The sequence below is a fragment of the Ornithinibacillus salinisoli genome (assembly GCF_042684965.1).
In the GTDB taxonomy this organism is placed as follows: domain Bacteria; phylum Bacillota; class Bacilli; order Bacillales; family Amphibacillaceae; genus Ornithinibacillus; species Ornithinibacillus salinisoli.
Genome location: NZ_JBHUMI010000003.1, coordinates 196,447 through 220,095, shown reverse-complemented (window position 1 = coordinate 220,095; position 23,649 = coordinate 196,447). Strand labels below are relative to the sequence as shown.

At 36.7% G+C, this 23,649-nt stretch carries 28 protein-coding genes and 1 pseudogene; 23 read left to right on the top strand and 6 right to left on the bottom strand.

Translation table 11 applies throughout. The features are described 5' to 3' along the window. The first annotated feature begins 14 nt into the window (after positions 1 to 14). Positions 15 to 959 (top strand): glycerophosphodiester phosphodiesterase, encoded by a 945-nt coding sequence (locus ACFSTA_RS01205; RefSeq protein WP_377554634.1) that lies wholly within the window; start codon positions 15 to 17, stop codon positions 957 to 959. A 79-nt stretch (positions 960 to 1,038) separates the two neighbouring features. Then, positions 1,039 to 1,734 (top strand): CBS domain-containing protein, encoded by a 696-nt coding sequence (locus ACFSTA_RS01200; protein ID WP_377554633.1) that lies wholly within the window; start codon positions 1,039 to 1,041, stop codon positions 1,732 to 1,734. Between the two features lie 200 nt (positions 1,735 to 1,934). Here ACFSTA_RS01200 and ACFSTA_RS01195 read toward each other — a convergent pair whose 3' ends face one another. Next, the gene (locus tag ACFSTA_RS01195) at positions 1,935 to 2,702 is read right to left on the bottom strand and encodes an NRDE family protein (protein ID WP_377554631.1); all 768 of its coding nucleotides are present in this window, start codon (positions 2,700 to 2,702) and stop codon (positions 1,935 to 1,937) included. A gap of 158 nt (positions 2,703 to 2,860) precedes the next feature. Between ACFSTA_RS01195 and ACFSTA_RS01190 the strand changes: the two genes are divergently transcribed. Both ACFSTA_RS01190 and ACFSTA_RS01185 read left to right on the top strand, forming a co-directional pair. Further along, positions 2,861 to 4,294, top strand: coding sequence for an MDR family MFS transporter (locus ACFSTA_RS01190; RefSeq protein WP_377554629.1), 1,434 nt, complete (start codon positions 2,861 to 2,863; stop codon positions 4,292 to 4,294). Positions 4,295 to 4,450: 156 nt separating this feature from the next. Continuing rightward, positions 4,451 to 5,050, top strand: coding sequence for a short chain dehydrogenase (locus tag ACFSTA_RS01185; protein ID WP_377554627.1), 600 nt, complete (start codon positions 4,451 to 4,453; stop codon positions 5,048 to 5,050). 86 nt (positions 5,051 to 5,136) lie between these two features. Here the strand turns inward: ACFSTA_RS01185 and ACFSTA_RS01180 are convergent, their stop codons facing one another. Then, positions 5,137 to 5,970 carry an SDR family NAD(P)-dependent oxidoreductase gene (locus ACFSTA_RS01180; RefSeq protein ID WP_377554625.1) on the bottom strand — a complete coding sequence of 278 codons (834 nt, stop codon included), beginning with the start codon at positions 5,968 to 5,970 and terminating at the stop codon, positions 5,137 to 5,139. Between the two features lie 118 nt (positions 5,971 to 6,088). Here ACFSTA_RS01180 and ACFSTA_RS01175 point away from each other — a divergent pair, with 118 nt between their 5' ends. The 19 genes and pseudogenes from ACFSTA_RS01175 to ACFSTA_RS01085 all read left to right on the top strand — a co-directional run bounded on the left by ACFSTA_RS01175 (position 6,089) and on the right by ACFSTA_RS01085 (position 18,951). Next, complete coding sequence (locus tag ACFSTA_RS01175) at positions 6,089 to 7,057, top strand: helix-turn-helix transcriptional regulator (RefSeq protein WP_377554945.1); 969 nt, start codon at positions 6,089 to 6,091, stop codon at positions 7,055 to 7,057. A gap of 39 nt (positions 7,058 to 7,096) precedes the next feature. Then, positions 7,097 to 7,579 (top strand): SRPBCC family protein, encoded by a 483-nt coding sequence (locus ACFSTA_RS01170; protein WP_377554623.1) that lies wholly within the window; start codon positions 7,097 to 7,099, stop codon positions 7,577 to 7,579. Then, positions 7,563 to 8,074, top strand: a pseudogene (locus ACFSTA_RS01165) (phosphotransferase enzyme family protein); the annotation flags it as partial. The gene ACFSTA_RS01170 and the pseudogene ACFSTA_RS01165, both read left to right, overlap by 17 nt. A 315-nt stretch (positions 8,075 to 8,389) precedes the next feature. After that, the gene (locus tag ACFSTA_RS01160) at positions 8,390 to 8,953 is read left to right on the top strand and encodes a cysteine hydrolase family protein (protein ID WP_377554621.1); all 564 of its coding nucleotides are present in this window, start codon (positions 8,390 to 8,392) and stop codon (positions 8,951 to 8,953) included. Between the two features lie 108 nt (positions 8,954 to 9,061). Next, a complete protein-coding gene (locus tag ACFSTA_RS01155; RefSeq protein WP_377554619.1) occupies positions 9,062 to 9,517 on the top strand; it encodes a DinB family protein in 456 nt (151 codons plus the stop codon). 126 nt (positions 9,518 to 9,643) lie between these two features. Further along, complete coding sequence (locus ACFSTA_RS01150) at positions 9,644 to 10,117, top strand: hypothetical protein (protein ID WP_377554617.1); 474 nt, start codon at positions 9,644 to 9,646, stop codon at positions 10,115 to 10,117. Between the two features lie 16 nt (positions 10,118 to 10,133). Next, a complete protein-coding gene (locus ACFSTA_RS01145; RefSeq protein ID WP_377554616.1) occupies positions 10,134 to 10,613 on the top strand; it encodes a hypothetical protein in 480 nt (159 codons plus the stop codon). 255 nt (positions 10,614 to 10,868) lie between these two features. Then, on the top strand, positions 10,869 to 11,765 hold the full coding sequence (locus ACFSTA_RS01140; RefSeq protein ID WP_377554614.1) for an alpha/beta fold hydrolase: 897 nt from the start codon (positions 10,869 to 10,871) through the stop codon (positions 11,763 to 11,765). Between the two features lie 68 nt (positions 11,766 to 11,833). Then, a complete protein-coding gene (locus ACFSTA_RS01135; RefSeq protein WP_377554612.1) occupies positions 11,834 to 12,196 on the top strand; it encodes an ArsR/SmtB family transcription factor in 363 nt (120 codons plus the stop codon). Between the two features lie 21 nt (positions 12,197 to 12,217). Then, the gene (locus ACFSTA_RS01130) at positions 12,218 to 12,715 is read left to right on the top strand and encodes an SRPBCC family protein (RefSeq protein ID WP_377554610.1); all 498 of its coding nucleotides are present in this window, start codon (positions 12,218 to 12,220) and stop codon (positions 12,713 to 12,715) included. Positions 12,716 to 13,116: 401 nt separating this feature from the next. Next, positions 13,117 to 13,263 (top strand): hypothetical protein, encoded by a 147-nt coding sequence (locus tag ACFSTA_RS01125; RefSeq protein WP_377554608.1) that lies wholly within the window; start codon positions 13,117 to 13,119, stop codon positions 13,261 to 13,263. Positions 13,264 to 13,768: 505 nt separating this feature from the next. Next, positions 13,769 to 14,107 (top strand): PadR family transcriptional regulator, encoded by a 339-nt coding sequence (locus tag ACFSTA_RS01120; protein WP_377554607.1) that lies wholly within the window; start codon positions 13,769 to 13,771, stop codon positions 14,105 to 14,107. 1 nt (position 14,108) lies between these two features. Next, entirely contained in the window at positions 14,109 to 14,447 is a 339-nt protein-coding gene (locus ACFSTA_RS01115; RefSeq protein ID WP_377554605.1) for a DUF1048 domain-containing protein, read from the top strand. Between the two features lie 379 nt (positions 14,448 to 14,826). Next, positions 14,827 to 15,588 carry an ABC transporter ATP-binding protein gene (locus ACFSTA_RS01110; RefSeq protein ID WP_377554604.1) on the top strand — a complete coding sequence of 254 codons (762 nt, stop codon included), beginning with the start codon at positions 14,827 to 14,829 and terminating at the stop codon, positions 15,586 to 15,588. Continuing rightward, positions 15,589 to 16,338: an ABC transporter permease gene (locus ACFSTA_RS01105; protein WP_377554602.1), complete on the top strand. Its 750-nt coding sequence runs from the start codon at positions 15,589 to 15,591 to the stop codon at positions 16,336 to 16,338. Between the two features lie 125 nt (positions 16,339 to 16,463). Beyond that, positions 16,464 to 16,817, top strand: a complete 354-nt coding sequence (locus ACFSTA_RS01100; RefSeq protein WP_377554600.1) for a DUF1048 domain-containing protein — start codon at positions 16,464 to 16,466, stop codon at positions 16,815 to 16,817. After that, entirely contained in the window at positions 16,814 to 17,170 is a 357-nt protein-coding gene (locus ACFSTA_RS01095) for a DUF1048 domain-containing protein (RefSeq protein ID WP_377554598.1), read from the top strand. Before ACFSTA_RS01100 ends, ACFSTA_RS01095 begins: the two co-directional genes overlap by 4 nt. Positions 17,171 to 17,453: 283 nt before the next feature. Further along, positions 17,454 to 17,858 carry a hypothetical protein gene (locus ACFSTA_RS01090; protein WP_377554596.1) on the top strand — a complete coding sequence of 135 codons (405 nt, stop codon included), beginning with the start codon at positions 17,454 to 17,456 and terminating at the stop codon, positions 17,856 to 17,858. Between the two features lie 316 nt (positions 17,859 to 18,174). Next, complete coding sequence (locus ACFSTA_RS01085) at positions 18,175 to 18,951, top strand: HAD family hydrolase (protein WP_377554594.1); 777 nt, start codon at positions 18,175 to 18,177, stop codon at positions 18,949 to 18,951. A gap of 111 nt (positions 18,952 to 19,062) precedes the next feature. Here ACFSTA_RS01085 and serA read toward each other — a convergent pair whose 3' ends face one another. From serA to ACFSTA_RS01065, 4 genes are all read right to left on the bottom strand, one after another. Further along, a complete protein-coding gene (serA, locus tag ACFSTA_RS01080; RefSeq protein ID WP_377554593.1) occupies positions 19,063 to 20,649 on the bottom strand; it encodes a phosphoglycerate dehydrogenase in 1,587 nt (528 codons plus the stop codon). After that, complete coding sequence (locus ACFSTA_RS01075) at positions 20,646 to 21,803, bottom strand: pyridoxal-phosphate-dependent aminotransferase family protein (protein ID WP_377554591.1); 1,158 nt, start codon at positions 21,801 to 21,803, stop codon at positions 20,646 to 20,648. Before ACFSTA_RS01075 ends, serA begins: the two co-directional genes overlap by 4 nt. A 120-nt stretch (positions 21,804 to 21,923) precedes the next feature. Next, positions 21,924 to 22,109: a hypothetical protein gene (locus ACFSTA_RS01070; RefSeq protein WP_377554589.1), complete on the bottom strand. Its 186-nt coding sequence runs from the start codon at positions 22,107 to 22,109 to the stop codon at positions 21,924 to 21,926. Positions 22,110 to 22,440: 331 nt separating this feature from the next. Beyond that, entirely contained in the window at positions 22,441 to 23,550 is a 1,110-nt protein-coding gene (locus tag ACFSTA_RS01065; protein WP_377554588.1) for a 5-methyltetrahydropteroyltriglutamate--homocysteine S-methyltransferase, read from the bottom strand. Positions 23,551 to 23,649: the final 99 nt, after the last annotated feature.

Here is a 23,649-nt window from a genome sequence, read left to right as displayed (position 1 = left end):
AGGAGTTGTTATTGTTGGATAGTAAAGCAGAATGGAACCCATCAACTACTAACAAGAAAAAGAAATCAGCATTACGATATGTAGGTAGAACGATTGGTGTCTTGGTCCTTATTTGGGCTGTCATTTATTTTTTCCCAGTTCCTAATATTGCGGAGCATTCCTATTTTGAAAATGATCGACCACTCGTCATCGCACATCAAGGAGGCGAGCATTTAGCTCCATCTAGCACATTAGAAGCTTTTCGTAATGCAAAGGAGCTAGGTGTTGATGTGATTGAATTTGATGTACATATGACAAAGGACGGACATCTTGTCGCTATTCATGACCCTACCGTTGACCGCACGACAAATGGTGAAGGTAGAGTGAATGACATGACATTGGAAGAAGTACAATCCTTAGATGCTGCAACGTATTTTAAGGATCTTAATGGGGAGAATAGTTATCACGATCAAGGAGTGTATATTCCAACAGTTGAAGAAATTTTTGAAGCAATACCAGACATGCGGTGGAATATTGAAATAAAAGATTCCAATGATCCAGAATTATACCGCCCAATTGGTGAAAAACTATGGGATACGATTCAACAATATGGTCTGGAGGAAAACGTTCTAATCGCGTCCTTTGATCAAGAAATTATTGACATGGTGTTAGATATAACTAATGGAGAAGCATTAGTTAGTGGTGGTCGTAAGGAAGTAACGAAGTATGTGGCTTTTCATAAATTCCTATTAAATGGTTTATATTGGCCATCCGTTGAAGCAGTACAAATACCAACACAAGAGGATAACTTTGATTTAATGGATCGGAAATTACTTCATGGAGCAGATAGAATTGGCTTAGATGTCCATTATTGGACAATTAATGACAAAGAAATGATGGACGAGTTATTAGAACTTGGTGCAGATGGAATCATCACTGACCGCCCAGATCTACTTTTAGAACTACTAGCGGAAGATTAAAATCACCCAAAAATAAGCAACAGAGCCTCAAGTGAACCGTCACTTTGAGTCTCTATTTTTTTCAAGAGGAGTAACGATTATGTACAAGAATTCAGAGGAATTTTTAGCTGCCTTTAATAGAATTGAAAAAGCATTACGGCAAGAAATGGATAATAGTAAAGGAATAGGTTTTGCCAAAGCTGTAAAGATCCTTACAAAATACAATCCAATCGTTCGTCAATATAGTGATGATCTTTTACAATACGCTGAACTTCGAAACGCTATTGTTCATGATAAAACAGACACCATGCACGCTATAGCTGAACCACATGACTCGGTCGTCGAACACATCGCCAAAATAGAAAAGGAGATTACCCAACCAAAAGTTGTTATTCCAATGTTTTCAAGGAAGGTCGTTTCGTTTCAAAGCAATGATTCATTATCACATGTTCTTGAAGCTGTTCACGAGAACGGATTTTCAAAATTTCCTGTGTACCATGATCGTGAATTTAAAGGTCTATTCACCGAAAGTGCTATTACAAAGTGGCTTGCAGATAATAAATTTGCATCTGGTGCAGAAACTGTCATCGAAGAAATTCTCCCGTATCAAAAGGATACTAATTATAATTTCATCAGTAGAAATACAACTGTTTATGAAGCAGTCGGGATATTTAAGGATCAAATGGAGAAGGGGAACCGGATAGATGCCTTGCTCATTACAGAAAATGGAGATCCCACCGAACAATTATTAGGAATTATTACGACGTGGGATATGATGGAGATGCAATCTATGTGAGAGCGTGTAGGAAAACGGTGGAAAGGAGTCACGAGTTTTGGGTTATGACAAATATGCTAATAGAGGTTGACAAAAAGTCCGGTAAAAATGACGCATCGAATTTCTTCGTTGGCTTGATTTTCCGTTCCTTGGAAAAGAAAAAACGCTTTTCCTGCGTGCGATGCAATTTCAAGGAGCATTCCTTATGCTCATGTATAAAACTATCCTATCATAAATGTATATTCTTTTTCTCCAACATACTTCCCATCATGATACGTACGCTCGACAAAGGTTACTTGGTTGTTGTGGTCAATGAGTAATACTGTTGAGGATCGTGTGCCATAATCAGGTAAATGGATGAAAAGTGAGGATAGTTTCCGTTCAAGTTCTGCACCAATTCCAGTGTTAGGAAGCTCCTCGTCTGGTGCTTCTTCAGCATCTAATAAAATTTGGAAGAGTTGATCAACATCAATTTTCGGTGTCTCCATTACATAGTGATACAAGTTCTTTCTCCCTTTTACCACCTTTGGCCACGGCGTATTCAAGAAATGATTACTTAATCCGTGGGTCTCCCCTTTATTTATTTCGCTTATTTCATTTTGAATATTATTATAGTAGTACAATTGATCGGGATTTCCTAATATAACATTAAATCCAAAATATTCTTCTTTTTCTTTTTGGATGGATTGAAGAAAATTCTGTGGTTCGGCATGTCCTGCTAAATACCTTCTAACTATGTCACCACGTGATTTCTTACCAGTTCCCATATGTGCTGGGTCTCGAAAATTTGTTAATGCAGCAAATCTCCCCTGTTTGGTTATTCCAAGCCATGTCCCCATTTGTAATAAATCACGGCCAGCAAGTACATTAGGTACATCCTCCCAAAAATGAGCTTGCGCGGTGGGCCGTTTGAAAAATTCATCGCGGTTTGCAGCGACAATTAATTTATATTGTGGATGCTCATGAAATTGAAAATTAATTAAACACATGCGAACAACTCCTTATTCCGCGTACAGAAATCAATTTCTTTTCGATTAAGTTCCCATATGATAAAATACACTATTGTTGTTTATATCAATGAACGTTCATAAAAAATACGTGTTGTGGTATCAATATACTAACAGAAATTTACGAAAGAAGGAAGAATATGGTTAGAAGTCAGACTCCTGCACAAACAGGGGATCCAACTACGATAAATAAAGTGCCATTGATGATTGTGCTACTTTCAGGGGCCTTTGTTGCTATTTTAAACCAAACATTGTTAGCAACTGCCTTGCCACATATTATGGAAGACTTACAATTAAATGAAAATACGGCCCAATGGTTACAGTCAATCTTCATGCTAGTAAATGGAATTATGATACCAGTTACTGCTTTTTTAATTGGGAGATTTACAACGAGAGGATTATTTCTTACTGCAATGAGTTTATTTGCATTAGGAACACTAGTTGCAGCGGTATCTCCTAACTTTTCCTTCCTACTCATGGGGAGAGTACTTCAAGCATCTGGTGCAGGTATACTCATGCCGCTTATGCAAACAATTATGTTTTTGATTTTTCCAATTGAAAAACGTGGGCAAGCAATGGGGATGTTCGGATTAATCATTTCATTTGCTCCAGCCATAGGTCCAACTTTATCAGGGTATCTCGTGGAACATTTTCCTTGGAGAAGTTTATTCTATGTGATTTTTCCAATTGTTGTAGCTGATATTGTTATTGCTTATTTTATTCTTAAAAATGTAACAAAACAAACCTTTCCAAAGGTCGATATTCTGTCTATTATCTTATCTACTTTAGGATTCGGTGGCATTTTATATGCCTTCAGTACAGCAGGAAGTAGTGGATGGGCTAGTGGACATGTAATTATCTCCTTGGTTGTAGGTTTGATCGCCCTTACTTGGTTTATACTAAGACAATTGAAGCTAGAACAACCTATTTTAGAGTTTAGAATATTTAAATATCCAGTATTCACCTTAACAACGGCTCTTGGTATGGTAGTATTTATCGCAATGATCGGTGGGGCAGTTGTACTACCATTATTAATGCAAAATATGCTCGGATTTACTGCGTTTGAATCAGGATTAATGTTGTTGCCAGGGGCACTTGTAATGGGCTTCATGAACCCAATTACAGGACGAATGTTTGATAAATTCGGGGCGAAATGGTTAGCGATCATTGGTTTCTCTATTTTAACGATTACGACATTCATGTTTACGATTATTACGGAGCAAACGACATTTACGTATTTAACGGTAGTTAATGCTTTTCGAATGCTAGCGGTTGCGATGGTGATGATGCCAGTCACAACAGCTGGTTTGAATTTGTTACCAAATGACTTGTTACCACATGGAACAGCGATGAATAATACGATGCGACAAATAGCTGGTGCCGTGGGTACAGCATTACTTGTATCCGTTATGACTTCAGCAGCAATCCCTACTGAAGGGGTTCAAGGCATGATTCATGGAGTAAATGTATCCTTTGTTGTTGCCGGTATAACATCAGCAATCGGACTTGTCATTGCAATACTCATAAAATATAAGAAGCCTGAAAAAGCTAGTACAGTACAATCAGAAGCGTAATAGGAAAAGCGACTACTGCCAAGTGGTCGCTTTTTCTAATAATTAACGATAAAATAAATGGCATATGATAGCGATTGGCTGGATATGTTTTTATATAGGGGTATTTTTTATGAAAAAGAAGGATCTTTTCTAATTTAGATAAAGGGGTTGTTATGCGTGAAGGTGCTTCTCGTCGGTGCAAGTGGAACGATAGGAAAGGCAATTACAAGAGAATTAGAAGGGGAACATGAAATTATTCGAGCGGGTAGAAATGGTGCGGATGTATCTGTAGATAATACTTCGGTTGATAGTATAAAAAAGATGTATGAGTACGTGGGGAAAGTTGATGCTGTTGTTAATGCTTCTGGTGGTGCCAATTTCGCATCGGTTTCAGAGCTAACACCAGAACTAAATGAAAAAGGGATTGAAAGTAAGTTGAAAGGGCAAATAAATCTAGTTCTCCTAGGTCTAGACTATGTAAATGATGGTGGGAGCTTCACGTTAACTACTGGTGTTATGATGGATGATCCGATTCCACTTGGCTCATCAGCAGCGATGGCAAATGGTGGAGTAAAATCATTTGTTAAAGCGGCCTCCATCGAAATGCCAAGAGGTATTCGAATAAATAGTGTTAGTCCGAACATTGTGCAAGAATCCTGGGATCGTTTAGGTACTTTCTTTGCCGGTTTTGAACCAGTCCCAGTCCAACGGGTTGCCCGTGCGTTTAAAAAGAGTGTGGCTGGCAGACAAACTGGGCAGAATTTTGAAGTGTATTAATCCTGTATTTATAAAAGGTTGATAATCGAATGTTAAAGAATAGAGCCACCTTCATATCATCATGTGGCTCTATTTAACAAATAATTTTACATTCTAAACGGTGGAATTAACTTGCCATCTATATCAGTAAACCCATATTCTTGGGCTAAATCACCGACTCTTAACACATGTCCGCTTTTTACCATTACATTTGGATCACATATCAAAGCTTTAATTCCGCGTCCAATATAATGAGGAGTCTCGGATTTCTTTAATTCCTCTATTTCCTGCCAAGGTTTCTCATCAACGATATGGTGCTTTAGGACAAGCTCAGTCCTCATAAAACCAGGTGAAACTGCAAGAACTGCAATATTATCCTGTTTTAATTCTATGGATAGCCCATAAGCCATTCGAGTTAAAGCATTTTTTGCTAAATCATAATAAAATTGTCCAATGTATTTGTTGTCATCCCAAAAGGTCGTGTGAATGATGACAGCATTTTGATTTTCACGAAGTAACGGCATGGCAAAATGATTTGTAGCTAATTGGGCACGAACTCCTGCAGTGAACATCTTATCCCAATTCTCCAATGGCAACTCCCAAAATGGTTTAGCATCAACCCCAAGGTCATGTGCTCCCCATACATTATTAATCAGGATATCTAATTTCCCCTGTTCCCTACGAATTTGAGTGATTACTGCTTTAGTCTCTGAATCATTCGTATGATCACATCGAACCGCAATTCCTTTACCACCAAAGTCTTCAATTTGAGATACCGTGTCATCAATTGAGCCTGGCCAATTATTGGTGGAGTTTCCTTTCGTACTACGACCCGTGACATAAACTGTCGCACCAGCTTTTCCTAGTTCTACGGCAATTCCACGACCAGCTCCTCTACTCCCTCCTGTTACAAGAGCGATCTTTCCAGATAGTGGTTTCATATATTTCATTCCTTTCATAAGTAGGTTAGATTCATTATAAAGGCTTATTCTTGACAACAAGTGTCATATTTAATTAGATATATTTAATTAATAAATTTTAAATGAGAGGGTGACTATGATGAGAGGAGATCGGTTGGTATCTATTCTTTTGTTATTACAATCACATGGACGAATGACTGCAAAAGAATTAGCGGAGAAGTTGGAAGTCTCTGAACGTACTATTTATAGGGATATGGATGCATTAAGCGGAACAGGTATTCCTGTATTTGCCGAACGTGGAAAAAATGGAGGTTGGTCATTATTAGATGACTATAAGACAGATTTAACGGGTCTAAAAGGATCTGAAATACGTGCGTTGTTTGTTTCACCTTCCACACAATTGCTAGACGATTTAGGTATGACCCGTACATCGGAAGAAGCTAGAAATAAATTAATTGCCTCACTTCCTTCCATTTATCGTGAAAACGCTAAAGACGTATGGCATCGGATCCATATTGATACTAGTTCGTGGCGAAATCAAAAAGAAAGAATAGATTCTTTCGAGGTACTGAAAAATGCTATATGGATAGACAATAAACTAAAGATCTTATATCAACGTGCTGATGGAAGGATGGATGAACGTATTGTACAGCCACTTGGATTGGTGGCTAAGGGAAATCTCTGGTACTTTATTGCCGCTAAAGAAAATGGTGATATTAGAAATTATCGTGCTTCACGGATTCAGTATGCTACACCTACTCATGAGACATTTGAAAGGCCAGAAAATTTTAATCTGGCTCATTATTGGAGTTCTTCAACAAAAGCCTTTATAGAGAAATTGCCTACTTACGAAGTACGGGTGGAGGTCACGCGGTCTATTCTTCCAAGGTTAAAATTTAGTAGCCGTTTTGTAAGTCAAATTGATATTGAAAATAGAAGTGAGGAAGAATGGATACCTGTAAAACTCTCCTTTGATACAGAAGAAGAAGCGAAAGGATATATACTAGGGTTTGCTGACCAAATAAAGGTAATCGAGCCAGAAGAACTGCACAATAAGATTCTTAAAATGGCTGAAGCCACTGTTGCGTTTTATCATCATGAGAAATGAACTTAAAGACGAACAATTAAATCACAGAGGAGAATGCAGATGCCAACTATTACACATAAGCAATTTATACAAGCACCTGTAGAAATATGTTTTGACCTTGCCAGAGATGTAGATATTCATACTAAAACCACAGCAGAAACGAAGGAGAAAGCTGTCGATGGAGTGACAACAGGCCTGTTAGAGGAAGGGGACACGGTTACGTGGGAAGCTACGCATTTTGGTATAAAACAAAGACTAACTGCTAAAGTAACTCATATGGAAAAACCTTTTGAGTTTGTAGATATTATGATCAAAGGAGCTTTCAGTTCTTTTACCCATAAACATCAATTTGTTGAAAGAGATGATGGAACCTTAATGATAGATACATTTAAATATAAGTCTCCATTTGGTTTATTTGGTGTAATTGCTGATAAGTTATTTTTGGAGAAATATATGAGAGAATTTATTATTCATCGATCGATTGAACTAAAAAAGATTGCCGAAAACATAGAATGTATACAATCGCATAACAAAGAAATATGAAAGTATAGAGCCAATAAATTATATTAAAGATTGGCATGAAAATGAGGAATATGACTTTTCTACATATATCCCTAAAGATGAAAGCGCGATTAGAGATATTTCACATGAGGTTTTATCTACTATAAAAAATATTCCAAAAAACCATTCAAATTATGGTTTGATACATGGAGATTTATGGTTAGAAAATATCCTAGTAGATCGTGATTCAAAATTGACAATGGTTGATTTTCAGGATTGTGAGAAGCATTACTATATATTTGATTTAGCTATTCCTATATATCGCTTTAGAATATTCGTTTGTAGGTAATGGGAATATTGTAGATTATCAGCGTTCCATTACGAAAGCAATAAATCGACGGATATCAAGAAGAATATGATATATCTCCAGGGAGGTTAGATAAACTTCCATTATTTCTTAAATGAAAGGAAATATTTGAGTATAACTTAATGCAAATCTACTGGAATAAAGAAATGTTAAAGGAAGAGCAAATCTGAACAATGAATCTCTATAGAATAAGTATTGATCATAATCATTTCATACATAAAATGTAACAAATTTTAGTTGTTAAAGAACAAAATATTAGACCAATTGGACATCATATCCTTTTCCTGTTTCTTGTAAAGTATCTTTTTTTAGGAAAATATGCTAAGGTTTAATTGTCTAAAAATTATAAATACAAATTTATAGGCAATTTTATTAGGAGGTAGATATTATGATAAACAAACAAACTGTTAGTGTGAGAATTAAGGGGAATACAACTTACTAGATAACCTCTGAGTGTTTCCCAACATATGAAAGGGGAAAAAATTTTGAATCAGACATTATTAGTTATTGATGCTCAACAAGATTTAATTGATGGAAGCCAATATGAACGTACGGTATTTAATAAAGAACAGCTAATAAGGAATATCAATTTAGTAATAGAAAAAGCCAGGAAAGCGGGAGTTCCGGTTGTGTTTGTACGGGATCTCGATGTTGCTGAAGGTAAAGGTAGAGGTTTTCAGGTTCACGATGAAATTAATGTGCCTGCAGAAGCGGAAATTTTCGATAAAGCTGCAACAAATGCCTTTCATGGGACAGAACTTCTAAATCATTTACAATCCCAAGAGATTGAACATGTTGTTGTAATGGGTTGTGCAACACAACACTGTATAGATACTGCAGTAAGAACAGCCACTATAAGTGGGTTCGATGTTACATTAGTAGGTGATGGACATTCAACAGCGGACAGTGACAGTTTACCTGCTGAACAAATCATAAAGCATCATAATGAAACACTACACGGTCATTATAATGTAGAACACTTTTCCATTGTCAGAAATACAGAGGAAGACTTGTTTCATCCAACTCATGATTCATATAGAGAAACCTAAAAGGTATTAAAAATGATTTCCCCCCCAATTACTTTGTCCATTCATAAGAAATTGGGGGTTTTTTATAAGTAAGGTTTTAAAATAATGTTTATATATGGAGGTAAAAAGATGAATGTTAAAGATATTTTATTAGTACAGGTAGATGCTTGTCATAAAAACACATGGTTTGTATCGTTAATAAATTCAATTGATAATCTTACTGAGGAACAAGCAAATTGGAAATCGAACGAATCTACTAATTCTATTTTTGAAGTTGTAAATCACTTGATATTTTACAATAAACGTTACTTAAATCGGTTTAAAGGTGTACAAAATGAGGAAAATGTAGATAATAATACGTTTAGGAATGTAGAAGAATTAAGTTGGAATGATACTGCTAAACGAATACATGACATTATGAGTGAATGGAAGATAGCTATCGAAGATTCTGATGCTAATAAACTCGATGACTGGGCTTCTGAACTTACCCACCTTAGTATCCATACAGCATACCATACAGGGCAGATACTTTTTATAAGAAAGTTACAAGGATCATGGGACGAAAAGAATGGTGTTGAAGGTTAGGTTCTTGTTTGGCTGCTGGGAGAAACAGTTTTAAGAAACTATTTTCTACTTGTATGCGTCTATATGGTAAGAACCAAAACCTAAAGCCGAATAGCAAACTATTATTTTTAAGGGAGGGTTGAAGGGGTGATAAAAAGAAAATTTGTGAGTGCAGTAATTGCAACTTACATGGCTTTGACAATTTTCATGATTTTTTCTAGTGGTATACCTTTAAAATTTAATTTATCGGAATTTATTGGTGCTATAGGTTTTCAAAGTTTGGTAGCAGCACCTTCTGTTTTATTATTTGGAATACCTATTTCTATTCTATCTGACTTTATCACTAAGAGGTTGAAGGGAGGAATTAGACAGTTATCATCATTAATTATACACATTACTTCAGCCTCCTTATATATTGTTTTCGTACAAGAAATAACAAATAGTGTTTGGACTACTATGAATCTATTAGGATTTAGAGTTAATGAGTTCTTATTTATCGCTGTTCTTATATCTCTTTTTTTGTGGTTGCTTGATGAGATTAGTAAAAATAGAACCATTATTACAAAGTTAAATATAAGACAGGTCGATATTGAAAAAGAGGAGGAGAAAAAAACCATATAAGTTTTTCGTGGGCTTGATGTTAGTATTAATTCTTTTAAGTGGACTTGGGTTTTCATCGGTATCCGCTGATTCAAACAAGGAGTTGAAACTAGACACAAAGACTGGTTCTAGCTTTGTTAAATTGAAATGGAATGACATCGATGCGGAACGCTATATTTTAGTAGATAAAGAAAACAATGAAATACTCTATGAAGGATCTAAAAGAAGCTTTAAAAAAGACGGACTTGAACAAGGAAGCTTTATTGAATATGAATTGCTAGCAGTTGATCAAAACGAAAAGATTATAGATACTTACCAAGTAACAGCTTATCCAGACTTTAAAACTGATGATGTTATCCAATTCACCATTGGTGAGTCTGACTCAGAAATTGCTCTTACGTGGGAAAATGTCCCTAAAGCAATCAAATACCAAATCTTAAAAGATGGGGAAGTAATTAGTGAACCAAGTAGAGTATCGTCTTTTCTTTTATCACCTCAATCAGATTTTTTTGTCTAGGCCATAGATTATTAAATCATGCGAAAAAAAGATTGAGGTGATTGGTAAAAAGATTATATATGGCAATGTAAAACTTTATTATTATTTAAAAACACATAGAGAACAAGATTAATCGTTATAACGTTCAGTAATTTGAAAAAGGGTATCATGAAATAACTTAGGGTCTTCATACGGTATGTTGTGTGCTAATCCGTTAAAGTTTATCATTGAGCAATAACTATTGTAGTAGAACATAGGTAGCTTAATAAGTTTGGGGTGAATGATATTCGGCAGTTTCTTAAAGTAAATAAAAAAAAGATTGAAATACTTCAAAAAGGTAATAAAGGTACACCGATAATTGTCCTTACAGGTATGGGGTGTTCTTTTGACGAGTGGAAGGGAGTGACGGAATCATTATGTAAAACAAATAGAATTATCCTGTTTCATAGACCTGGACTAGGTGAAAGTGAAATTGGTAGTGAAATCCGTAATACACAAACCACCATTAATGAATTATCTGATATACTACATCAATTGAAAATTTATGAACCTGTAATCTTAGTTGGACATTCATATGGTGGCTTATGTGTTCAGCATTTTGCCATAGAGAAACCGGAAAAAGTTGCTGGTATAGTATTAGTGGATTCGACTTCCGTTGATTTAAAAGAATTAGATGAATTAGACATGGATGGTTTAGATGAAGGTGAAACGGATGAAGATTGGATAAAAAAATGCCTAGAATTTTCTACAATGGAACAAGAACAATTAAGAAAAATTATTAATCCTACGCTTACTGATAAGCAAAAACAATTTCCTCGCAATATTCAGGAACGGTTAATTGATTTTCAGATAAAACCGTCCTTGTATAAAGCAATGCACTCTGAAATAAGTAACTGGAAAAAGGATGCAGAGATGATAAAAGCTTTCGGGAATTTTTCGAATGTACCCTTAATTGTTATCGGTCGTGATAAGGAATACAACATTAAATTGGGAACTATGGAAGGTCTACCAGAAGTTAAACTTAGATTATTGGAGGAAAAGTGGCAGGAACTTATAAAAAAACAAGGTAAACTTAGTAAGAATAGTGAATTGATCATAGCGATGAATGCAACGCATGCTATTCATTTAGATAGACCTGATGTAATTATTGAATCAATAAATAAATTGATTTAGTCATTAATGGATGGACATCTAGGGGGAGGTATCATTTATATTTAACTAAATGGTTGAATAACTTTATCGTGTCTGTTATATTTAACTACATGGTTAATCAAAAGGAAGATAAATTAAATGAAATTTTTCATGCATTAGCTGATTCAACAAGAAGAGAAATGGTTCAAATGATGGCTCTGAAAGAAAGGACGGTATCTGAACTAGCAACTCCATTTGATATGTCTTTAGCCGGTGTTTCTAAGCATATTAAGGTGCTAGAACGAGCGAATTTAGTGATCAGGGATGTTCATGGTAGAACACACATATGTCACTTGAATCCCGAGGTCTTACACCAGGCTACAGAATGGCTATCCTTTTATGAAAAATATTGGAGCGATCGTTTTGATCTTCTTGAAAATGAGCTAAGGAAAGAAAAAAAGAAAGAACACTAAAGGATTGAAAGGAGCGTATAAATGAAAGATTATTCAATAACCACTTTAACAATGGTAAGGACGTTTGAGGTTGCACCAGAAAGAGTATTTGACGCATGGTTAAATCCAGAAGTGATGAGAAAATGGTTATTTACTTTGGAAGCGACAAATAAAGTAGCAGTAAGTAATCCGCAAGTAGGAGGCACTTGGGAAATAGTGGATCATCGTGATGGAAAAGATTATCGAGCGATCGGTGAATATATAGAAATAGATCCTCCAAAAAAATTAGTATTTACATTTAAAATGCCACAGTTTAGTGAAACAGAAGACACGATAACTGTTGAGATGAAAGAAATGGAACAGGGCTGTGAAATGACATTTACACAAAACATCATCGTTCCACATGAAGAAAACTGGACCGAATCAGATATTGAAAGAGTTCTTGGAGAATATCATGAAGGATCAGAACACGGTTGGAATTTAATGTTCATGGGACTTAAAGAATTTCTTGAAACAGGTAAGATAAGTTACCAAGGGTAAAAAGTGTATAATATTTCGGTCAAGACTAACTTGCTAAGTTCTCACCGAGAAAACTTTTTATAATATACGATTAGAGGTATGGATCGCAAGTCGATTCGTATCCCTTTTTTGTGTTTCTATGTAGATAGACATTTAATTTGTATGTACTATTGTAATTTGTGTTCTTATGTTTACTTATTAGTGAAAAATCAGAATACCTTAATATAGGTAAATAATTCTTTATTAAACGATCATACAAGGGAAAAATTGAAATGCATTAATAATATTGATTGAAGACAATACCAGATGCAATCATTTCGAATTACATTTTTTGCATATTATATATGGGTACACATACATTTTTCTAATTTAGAAAGAATAAAATAAGTAAAATATCCTGGCTGATATTGGAGGGAACAGATTTGACGAAAGATGAAAGATTAAATGAAGAAGCTGCGTTAAATAATAATTTAGGTTCTTCCACTTTACGAATGAACCCTGATATTTACAAGCAACACCAAAAACCAAAGACGGTAAAGCAAGAGAAGCCGAAAAAAACTGATAGTTAATACTTAGTAAAAGTTGTTTTCGTATATCCATGTAAATAACAAGATTACCTAAGAATAAGTAGCTCAGTTTTTAACGAGAAAATTATATCAGTTTTTATAAAAATATTTTCGCACTATAATTAGCAGAGTAATGACTACTGTCACTCTGCTAATTGTTATGCTGAAAACTATACATATAACAACAATAATTAAATGCGGTGAATATGGTAATTACATTGTTGACTTTTCAGTCTATCCTATACAAAACATTTGATGAAGCATTGTTAGTGAAACTTTTATCAAAACGAGCCCTGTGGCTCATTTTTGTAAATCAGATTGAAATATGAGCTATCCTATGTGATAGAAGCACCTAGGTATGAACCCCTTTATAACGTGTTTTTTTAAAAAAAATTATGTTTGACAAGTGGAGCTATTCTGCGTTACTATATACTAGTAATCAGTATTACTAAATACACGTGATACAGAGTACTGAAAAAAAATAATGAAATACAAATGGGTGATAAAATTGGAAAATATCACAGAAATGCTCAAAGGAGTACTCGAGGGTTGTGTGCTTGAGATCATCAGTCGTGGCGAAACTTACGGCTATGAAATCACACAACATCTGCGAGAACTTGGTTTCACTGATGTGGTTGAAGGAACAGTTTATACGATTACCATGCGGCTTGAGAAAAATGAACTGGTGGACATCGAGAAAAAGCGATCCACTGTAGGACCGCCAAGGAAATTTTACACACTTAACGCTGCGGGTCAAAAGCAACTCGAAATTTTTTGGGAAAAATGGGGTTTCATCTCAAGTAAAATGAACGAACTCAAAACTAAAGAAATCAAAAGGAGATGGTAAAATGAGTTTAATTGAAAAAATTATCGGTGGTCTGGATGAAAAGCGGGAATGGAAGGCAATGGAGGCGCGTGCGAAGGCACTTCCAAGTGAGTACCATGACGCATACAAAGCTATTCAAAAATATATGTGGACTGCTGGTGGTCTCACTGAATGGAAGGACATGAAACGTATTTTTGGCGGCATTCTCGACCTTTTTGAGGAAGGTGTAGCGACAGACAAGAAAGTCACTGACCTTACGGGTGAAGACGTGGCCGCTTTCTGCGAAGAGCTAGTGAAGGACGCGAAGACTTGGAAGGACAAATACCGCGAGAAGTTGAACGACACGATTGGTAATGACTAATGACGAAATTATAGTGGATTTTCGCCTAGCATCAACCCAGAGCAACCCGCAGTTAAATGTCATTATGAAGAATCTAATTAGAGTATCATAAAGCCATTGAAAGAAGAAGTAAAATCAATAGATCATTCCGACTGAATAGCTGGCTACAAATGAGAATTGTCACCTTCACTATTCAGTTCAATTTTAATCTAGTAGTAAGTGATACAGAATATCAGTCTAACTAAGTAGATGAATAGACAATTTAGATGCACAAGAAGATCGACCAGATCATGACTACGCTTTGTTTGAAGGCAAATAACTCACTCACTTATCAGACAAAGCACTTTCTTTCCGGATCTAGCAAGCGACCTTGATGTACTAATTATAAGGAGGAAAAAGTATGAGCAATACAGCGATTTCTGTAAAAGAGTTAAAAAAATCCTTTAAAGACAAAGAAGTTTTAAAAGGGGTGAATTTTGAGGTGCAGCGTGGCGAAATTTTCGCACTGCTTGGCTCAAACGGAGCAGGCAAGACCACGGCAGTCAACATCTTCTCGACGCTGATGAAGCCAGATGGTGGCGAGGTAAGTATTTGCGGTTTTGACGTTCAGCGTCAACCGGAACATGTTCGCAAAAGCATCAGCCTGACAGGGCAGTTTGCAGCTTTAGATGAAATGCAAACCGGGCGGGAAAATTTGATGATGATTGCCAAGTTACGGGGAGTTTCCAATCCCGCTCAAGTCGCCGACAATCTGCTTGCAAGATTCAAACTGACCGATGCGGCCAATCGCCGTGCTGACAAGTATTCTGGTGGAATGAAGCGGAGGCTGGACATCGCCATGAGCCTGATCGGAACTCCAGCAGTCATTTTTCTCGACGAACCTACCACAGGGCTTGACCCTGAAGCACGGATTGAAGTCTGGGATACCGTCAAGGAGCTTTCCGAGGGTGGCACGACTATATTGCTTACAACCCAGTACCTGGAGGAAGCCGAACAACTTGCGGACCGTATTGCCATCCTGCATGGCGGAAAAATCATCACGACCGGCACCCTTACCGAACTCAAGGAAATGTTCCCGCCAACGAAAGTGGAATATATCGAGAAGCAGCCGACTTTGGAGGAAATTTTCCTCGCGATCATCGGCAAAAAGGAGGAGAAGTAAATGAAAAGTAAAACAGGGGTGTTACTAGGACGTTTAATGCGCAATATCATGCGCAGTCCGGATACAATAATAACGGTGGCGATTACGCCGATTATGATGATGTTGCTGTTTGTCTACGTATTTGGCGGAGCTATAAAAACAGGCACAGACAATTACGTTAATTATTTATTACCGGGAATTCTGCTGATCACTATCGCATCTGGAGTTGCATACACTTCTTTGCGGCTATTTACGGATGTAAAGAGCGGACTGATGGCGCGTTTCATTACCATGCCAATAAAACGCTCGTCGGTATTGTGGGCTCACGTGTTGACCTCAATAGTTTCTAATGGGCTTACTGTCGTGGTGGTTATCCTCGTCGCTCTCTTGATGGGGTTCCGATCAAACGCTAATATCCTGGCTTGGCTCGCTGTAGTTGGGATACTCGGGCTGTTTACGTTGGCGCTGACATGGCTGGCGGTCATTCCCGGATTGACAGCAGGGTCTATGGAAGGGGCAACAGCATACTCGTATCCGCTGATTTTCCTTCCGTTTATCAGTTCGGCCTTTGTGCCCACCGAAACCATGCCTAAAATTGTTCGTGCATTCGCTGAGAACCAGCCCGTGACTTCAATCGTGAATTCGATTCGTGCCCTCTTGTATGAAGGGACTGTCGGTAATGATATCTGGACCGCGCTCGCCTGGTGTGTGGGGATCATGATCATCGCTTACTTTATCGCCAATAAAGCATTTAAACGCCAGTTAGGGTAAGAATATTAGAGTATGTGGAAAGCAAAATCGTGGGTTGATAAGCATCATCATAAACTCAACGATACGATTAAATACTAGAACTTTACTGAACAGAATACCTTAGTATCTTAAAGGAGGATAATACAATGAGCTTTTTAGAAAAAATAACCGGTAGCGATATGACTGCAGAAATGAAAGGTTTTGAAGCGCGAGCAAAAGTCTTGCCAGCTGAATATCAAACTGCTTGGAAAGAAATTATAAGTAATCTCTGGATTCACGGAGATTTCACTGGTCGTAATCTGATGCCGATTCTTGAAAGTGCTCTCGAACTGCTTGAAGTTACATCAGCGGACGGCCAGAGCGTCGAAGAAGTACTAGGAGATGATATCAAAGGTTTCTGCGCAGCGCTTGTTGGTGACGATGGTGCAAAAACTTATAGAGATAAATGGCGTGACCAACTCAACAAGAACGTAGCAAGAAAGTTAGGAGGACTAAAATGAGTATCAAAAAAATCATCGAAGGAAAAAAAGAATGGAGAGCCCATGTTTCGCGTGTCAAAGCACTTCCACAAGATTATCAAATTGTTTATAAAGAGATCCAAAAATATCTCTTCAAAGTCGGTCCTGTTGAGCTAAACGAAGGTATCGGACTGCTCTCGGAAATTCTCAACTTCTTTGAAGAAGGCGTAGCTGCTGGGAAAGGTGTGCTTGAAGTCACAGGAACAGACGTTGCTGCTTTCTGCGATGCGCTAATCGAAGATTCAAAAACGTATGCTGATCTTTATCAAGAATCGGTCAATCATAAAGTTGATAAGGGAACGAAAAAGCAGAAGGAACGTAGTACTTGGTGGTAAAATTCTACCCCTCCAAATTACTAATTTTGATCTAATATCTTAGTTAGTTTTGAAAGATGAATTTTTCTAATTGATCGGGTGCAAATGTTGAACAAGAAGATCGTCAATTTTGGCGGTCTTTTTTTAAAATTTCAAATGGTTAAATAAAATATTATGATAAAATTAACATAGCTAAAGAACTTGTAGTTAAGCAGCGGGAATGCTTTACTTCAATACGATATATATACCAGTTATCAACTATAGCAGCAGATTACTTTAGCATAAATGAGGGGGGAATTATAAAATGGGCAAACTCCAGGTTTTTTATATTATTAGTGTTTTACTATTACTTATGATTTTTAGCAATAAGGCATATAACAATATAGGAGAGCCAAGTTTTTTAGTACCTGTTATTATTGGTTCTCTGTTAATAGGAGTTATTGGGTTATATTTGTTTGGAAAGGACATGAGACTTTATAAAAACTTGTATTTCATAAGTTATATGATTACGATAGGATTTGCGTTTGTACCAGTTCTAGGAGTTTATATTGAAAATGGTGATTATTTTTACGGGTTTCCCGCTCAATGGTTCAATTATTATTCGAGTGGCTATGTTAACTTTGAGATGTTAGGTTTTTTATTTAATTTTTTCGTAATTTATTTAGTTCTTCGTTTTATGACTAAAATCTTTAAGGTTTTCCAAGGATAACCACATAGAAATCAGTCATTGATATTCAAGCAAAGACGTTGAGGAAGAAAATAAAGGACCACACATATTAGGCAGGTCTAATATGTGTGGTCCTTTATTAGCGACTGTTTTATCTTTATGATCTAAATACAACTTTATTCCAAGTGTTTTCATATGTTATTTAGTGGGTTAATACTGCTATGCTATGATAGGAAATTCAAGCTGTTTTTTAACATTTACTCCATGTTATTCGAAGTACTTAACCTAAGAAGGGATCTTGCTTTTTACGTTCATCATGTTACTATTTGTATAACCAACAAAATGAAGGAAGAAAAAAATGATAAATACAATCATCTTTGACCTTGATGATACATTACTTTGGGATGAAAAGAGCGTAGCGGAAGCTTTTAAAAAGACATGTGCAATTGCCGAAAAGACATATGGTATAGACCCATACTTGCTAGAAGATAAGGTAAAGGATAATGCAAGAAGCTTGTACGCTTCGTATGATACATTTGAATTTACAAAGAAAATCGGAATTAATCCATTAGAAGGATTATGGGGAGAGTTTCATGATGAAGGGGATTCTTTTCATAAATTAAGAGATATCGCACCGAACTACAAAAAAGAAGCGTGGACAAGAGGATTATTAGATGTAGGTATTGATGACAATCACATTGCTACAGAGCTGGCGGAAAGATTTCCACAGGAGCGAAGGAATAATCCATTTGTTTTTGATGATACATTCCAGGTTCTTCACCAATTAAAGGAGGACTATCAACTGTTGCTCTTAACAAACGGTTCACCAGACTTACAGCGGACAAAGCTGGAACTTACACCGAATTTGCAGGATTTTTTTAACCATGTAGTAATTTCCGGAGATTTTGGAAGTGGCAAACCAGATCCAGCAATTTTCGAATATGCTCTAAGTTTACTTTCCGTTGACAAAGACGAAGCGATTATGGTTGGTGATAATTTGCATACAGATATTCTTGGTGCTACACGTACTGGGATAAAGTCTGTCTGGGTTAATCGAAAGAAAAATGAACAGCCAGAAAATGTTTCTCCAAGCTATGAAATTACAGGACTTGAGGACATTCTTACTATCATATAATATGCCAGAATTCAGGTCATGCAGAAAATTTTGCATGACCTACTCCATGAGTAGAGGAACATTTTTTCTATAAGTGATGTGTTACGGTAGAATGACCCTTAACTACACCGATTATAAATCAATCGCTTTTACATCGTTGATTTCCATCATCGCTTGAATTTCGTGTACCACATGGATGTCTATTTTTCTATCAATCTTTAACACCATAATGGCATCTCCACCAACATCGGAACGATCTACCTGCATCGTAGCAATATTAATATTATATTCCGCAAGAAGGCTTCCTAATCTACCTATTACACCAGGTTGATCAGTGTGGTGAATAAACACAATATGACCCTCAGGTATAATATCTACACGATAACCATTGATTTCTACGATTCTAGCACCAAGACCATTTAATATCGTTCCTGAAATACACCCAGTTCCCGAAGTTGTCTTCAGATGAAGGGTGAGAAGGTTAGTGAAATCATTTTTTTCAGATGTTTTACCCTGATGAATAATAATTCCTCTTTTTTTAGCAAGATAGAGTGCGTTCACTTCATTCACATGTGGACCTAGATGACGCCTTAAAATTGTTCGTACTGTTCTTCGGGTAAATGCACTGACTTCCATATCAGATAAGTCTCCTGCAAATATGACGGATATTTCTTCGATAGCTTCTTCGGTTAAGTGAATCAATAAAGTTCCTAGCTTTTCTGCGAGAGTTAGATGATGTGCAAGTTTATTCATAGTATCCAACGGTAAGGATGGGATATTTACTGGATTTCGAACGACATCCCCTGCAAAAAAGTTAACGACATCTTCGCTAACATCTATCGTTACATTTTTTTGTGCTTCAACTGTACTAGCACCTAAATGGGGAGTTGCAATCACTTCTGGTAATTCCAACAATACATGATGATGAATCGGTTCTTTTTCAAATACGTCTAAAGCTGCTCCTGCAACCTTTTTGGAAATGATGGCCTTGTAAAGTGCTTCCTCGTCTATAATTCCTCCCCGTGCACAGTTAACAATTTGTACTCCAGGTTTCATTAGGTTAAAGGCTTCCTCGTTAATTAAATGCTTCGTTTCTTTCATCAAAGGAGTATGTACAGTAATAAAGTCGCTCGTTTTTAATACTTCTTCCAATGTACCAAACGCAATCCCCATCTTTTCAGCCTTCTCAGGCGATAAAAAGGGATCATATGCAAATACCTTCATTCGCTGTCCTTTGGCTCGGTAAGCAACTTCCGTACCAATCCTACCAAGTCCAATGATACCTAACGTTTTATTTTTCAGTTCAACACCTACGTAGTTTTTGCGATCCCATTGATGATTTTTTAACGCAAAATAGGCTTGAGGTATTTTACGAGATAGTGCCATGATCATCGCCATTGTATGTTCTGCGGCAGAATTGGTGTTAGCATTCGGTGCATTAACAACGATAATACCTCGCTCCGTAGCCGCATCCAAATCAATATTATCAACTCCGACCCCAGCGCGGCCAACAATTTTTAAGTTCCTAGCATGTTCCAATAGTTCTTTTGTTACTTGGGTCTGGCTTCGAACAAGTAATCCGTCATACGAACCTATTTTGGCTACCAATTGCTCAGAAGTTAAGTCGGTATGGATATCTACATGTATATCCTTATGGTTTAGTAATGGCGTAATGCCTTCCTTGTGAAGCGGGTCTGAAATCAAGATATTATATGTCAATGTTTACCACTCCTTAGAAAAATCTTTTGTGCAGCTTGTGTTCCTTTTCCAAGCGTGATGTCCATGCCAATCATTTTAAGGCCAATTTCTATACTACTAATCACTTGTAGAATATCTGTGGGGGAACAATACCCCATATGTCCGATACGGATTATTTTTCCTTTTAATTCCCCTTGGCCACCAGCAGTAACTAATCCAAACGTATCTTTTAGTACTTTTCGTAGTTCATCCGCCTGAAAGGTATTAGGCTTAATTGCAGTCACAGTAGGGGAAGCAGCTTTTTCACTCGTTAGTAATGGAATGCCGAGATTGTGAAATGCCGCTCTCATCATTTTCATCATCAGATCGTGTCTGCCAAAAACGTTTGCAAGACCTTCTTGATCTAATAGTTTAATTACCTGTTCCAATCCGTACAATAAAGTAAGCGATGGCGTAAAAGGTGTTGAATCTAGTAAGCTACTATGATGATACTTTCTTAGATCGAAATAATATCGAGATTGATCATTGGCTTCAATTTTTTCCCATGCACGAGAACTAGCCGCAATAAACGTTAGTCCCGGTGGTAACATAAAAGCTTTTTGTGAGCCTGTAACTAAGATATCAATTCCCCAGGCATCCATATTTGCTTCAATGGCTCCAATAGATGAGACGCCATCAACAATATATAATGCCTCAGAAGATTGATGAATGACTTTAGCAAGTTGTTGGATTGGATTTAAAACTCCGGTTGATGTTTCGCAAAACGTTGCCATTACAGCCTTAATGGATGGGTGACTTTGAAGGTAGGATTCTACTTTTTCGGGAGTAACAGCATCTCCCCATGAGACATGTATTTGATGAGTAATTATGTTGTAGGCGTTACATATTTGAACGAAGCGCTCACCGAAAGCTCCGGTTACGATTACTAGAACTTCATCACCAGGCTGTACCGTATTAATCACAGCTGCCTCTAGTCCAGCAGTTCCACTTCCAGCAAGAATTTCGACATTCTGTACTGTACCGAAAATCGGTTTTAGCTTCGGTTTGATTTTTCGAAGTAGTTCTTTTGTATCTCGATCTCGATGTCCAATCATAGGTTGGCTCATGGCACGTTGAACACTAGGAGGAATAGGTGTTGGCCCAGGAATTCGTAGCATTTGTTGGTCGGATAACATTTCAGGTTCTCCTTTCATAGTATATTAAAATTAATTCTACAGAATAACAGGGAAATTATCCACATAATATTTTGAAAGTTTAAGGTAGGGGTAAAGAAGAAGGAGACGCATCCTTACATATTAGCGTCTCCTTCTTCTTTGTGGTCCATCATCAATAGGTATATCCTCTTTCTTTTTTAATTTATGTATCCAACCACTAATTCTTCCTTGCCTTTTTCCGAAAGCGATTCGATTTTCTAGATAGTAAATGAATTCCTCGATTACGATTAGTAGAATAATAATTCCGACAATCCAGTACCACCACATTGTAATTCTCCTCTTTTTGAAAATTGCTACATTATATATTATATACTAAAAAATACCAATAATTACGAGAAAAATGCAAAAAAAGGCTATTTTCTAATCCAAACGGGTTCATTTAAAGAAGGTACATTTGTTTTATATATTACCAATAACCGATGAAGGAGATTTACTTAAATTTTGGCATAGGAGAGTCCTTCATAACCGATATTTTGCACAAACATAAAGGATAAACATAGAAAAATAGCAGGAGAACGGATAGAAATTTCCCCTGCTATTTTGTAGTACATATTTTGCCTAATAACATTCACTTCAAAGATAATTCATTAATTATCAATTACTGTTTATTCCAAACTTCATTTGCGAGATCAACAACATATTTTAGTTTTGCCCATTGTTCATCTTCTGTTAGTTTATTTCCGTGATGGGTTGATGCAAAACCGCATTGTGGACTCAAACAAAGCTGTTCCAAAGGTACATATTGAGAAGCTTCTTTAATCCGTGCTTTAATGGTATTCTTATCCTCCAATTTACCGTGTTTCGATGTAATTAGACCTAGTACAACACGCGCCCCACCTGTTGGAATATGCTTCAATGGTTTAAATGTACCGGATCGCTCATCATCGTATTCTAGGAAAAACCCATCAACTTTTTCTTTTGCTAACAAAGTAGGCGCAATGAGAGCATAGCTTCCTTCAAATGCCCAAGTAGATTGATAGTTTCCACGACAAAGATGTGTTGTTACGATTAAATCTTCTGGTTTGTTTTCCAAAGCTCCATTAGCAACACGTAAAGCAAGATCGATTAAATATTCTCTCGTGTATTTTCCATCATTAAATGGGATGTTCGTTGAAGAAAGACCGGCAATATATACATCATCCAGCTGGAGGTAACGAACTCCTGCATCATAAAATGCCTGAATAGCTTCTTGGTACGTCTGAATAATATCTCTGGCATATTCTTCGATGTCAGGGTAGATATCCGGATTATGAATTCCTTTATTAAACAACTGATTTGGACTTGGGATTGTTAGCTTAGCTACTGCACGACCATCTACAATTTCGTTCAAATCAAGGAAGTCTTTGATAAAAGGGTGGTCTTCATTAAAAGAGACTTTTCCAGTATTACGAACGTCATATTTTTCTGTTTCCACTCCTTTGAATTTATATCCATGTTCCGGTACATAGCCCTCAATACCGTTTAAATGTTCTAGGAAGTCTAAATGGAACCATGTTCGTCTGAATTCCCCATCAGTAACTACTTCTAAACCAATTTCAATTTGTTTATCTACAACTCGTTTGATTTCTTTGTTTTCAACTTCGCGTAATTCTATTGCTGAAATGTTTCCTTTTTTAAAATCTGCTCTTGCTTTATGTAGATTCTCTGGTCGCAGTAAACTTCCTACATGGTCAGCACGATAAGGTGCTTTTGTTAATGTTGTCGTCATTATTCATTTCCCCTTTTCTTTTATTGAGATTTTTGCCTGAGAAGGGGTTTTAAAACAAAAAACCTCTTCTCAGAATAAGAAGAGGTTGATAAACACCGT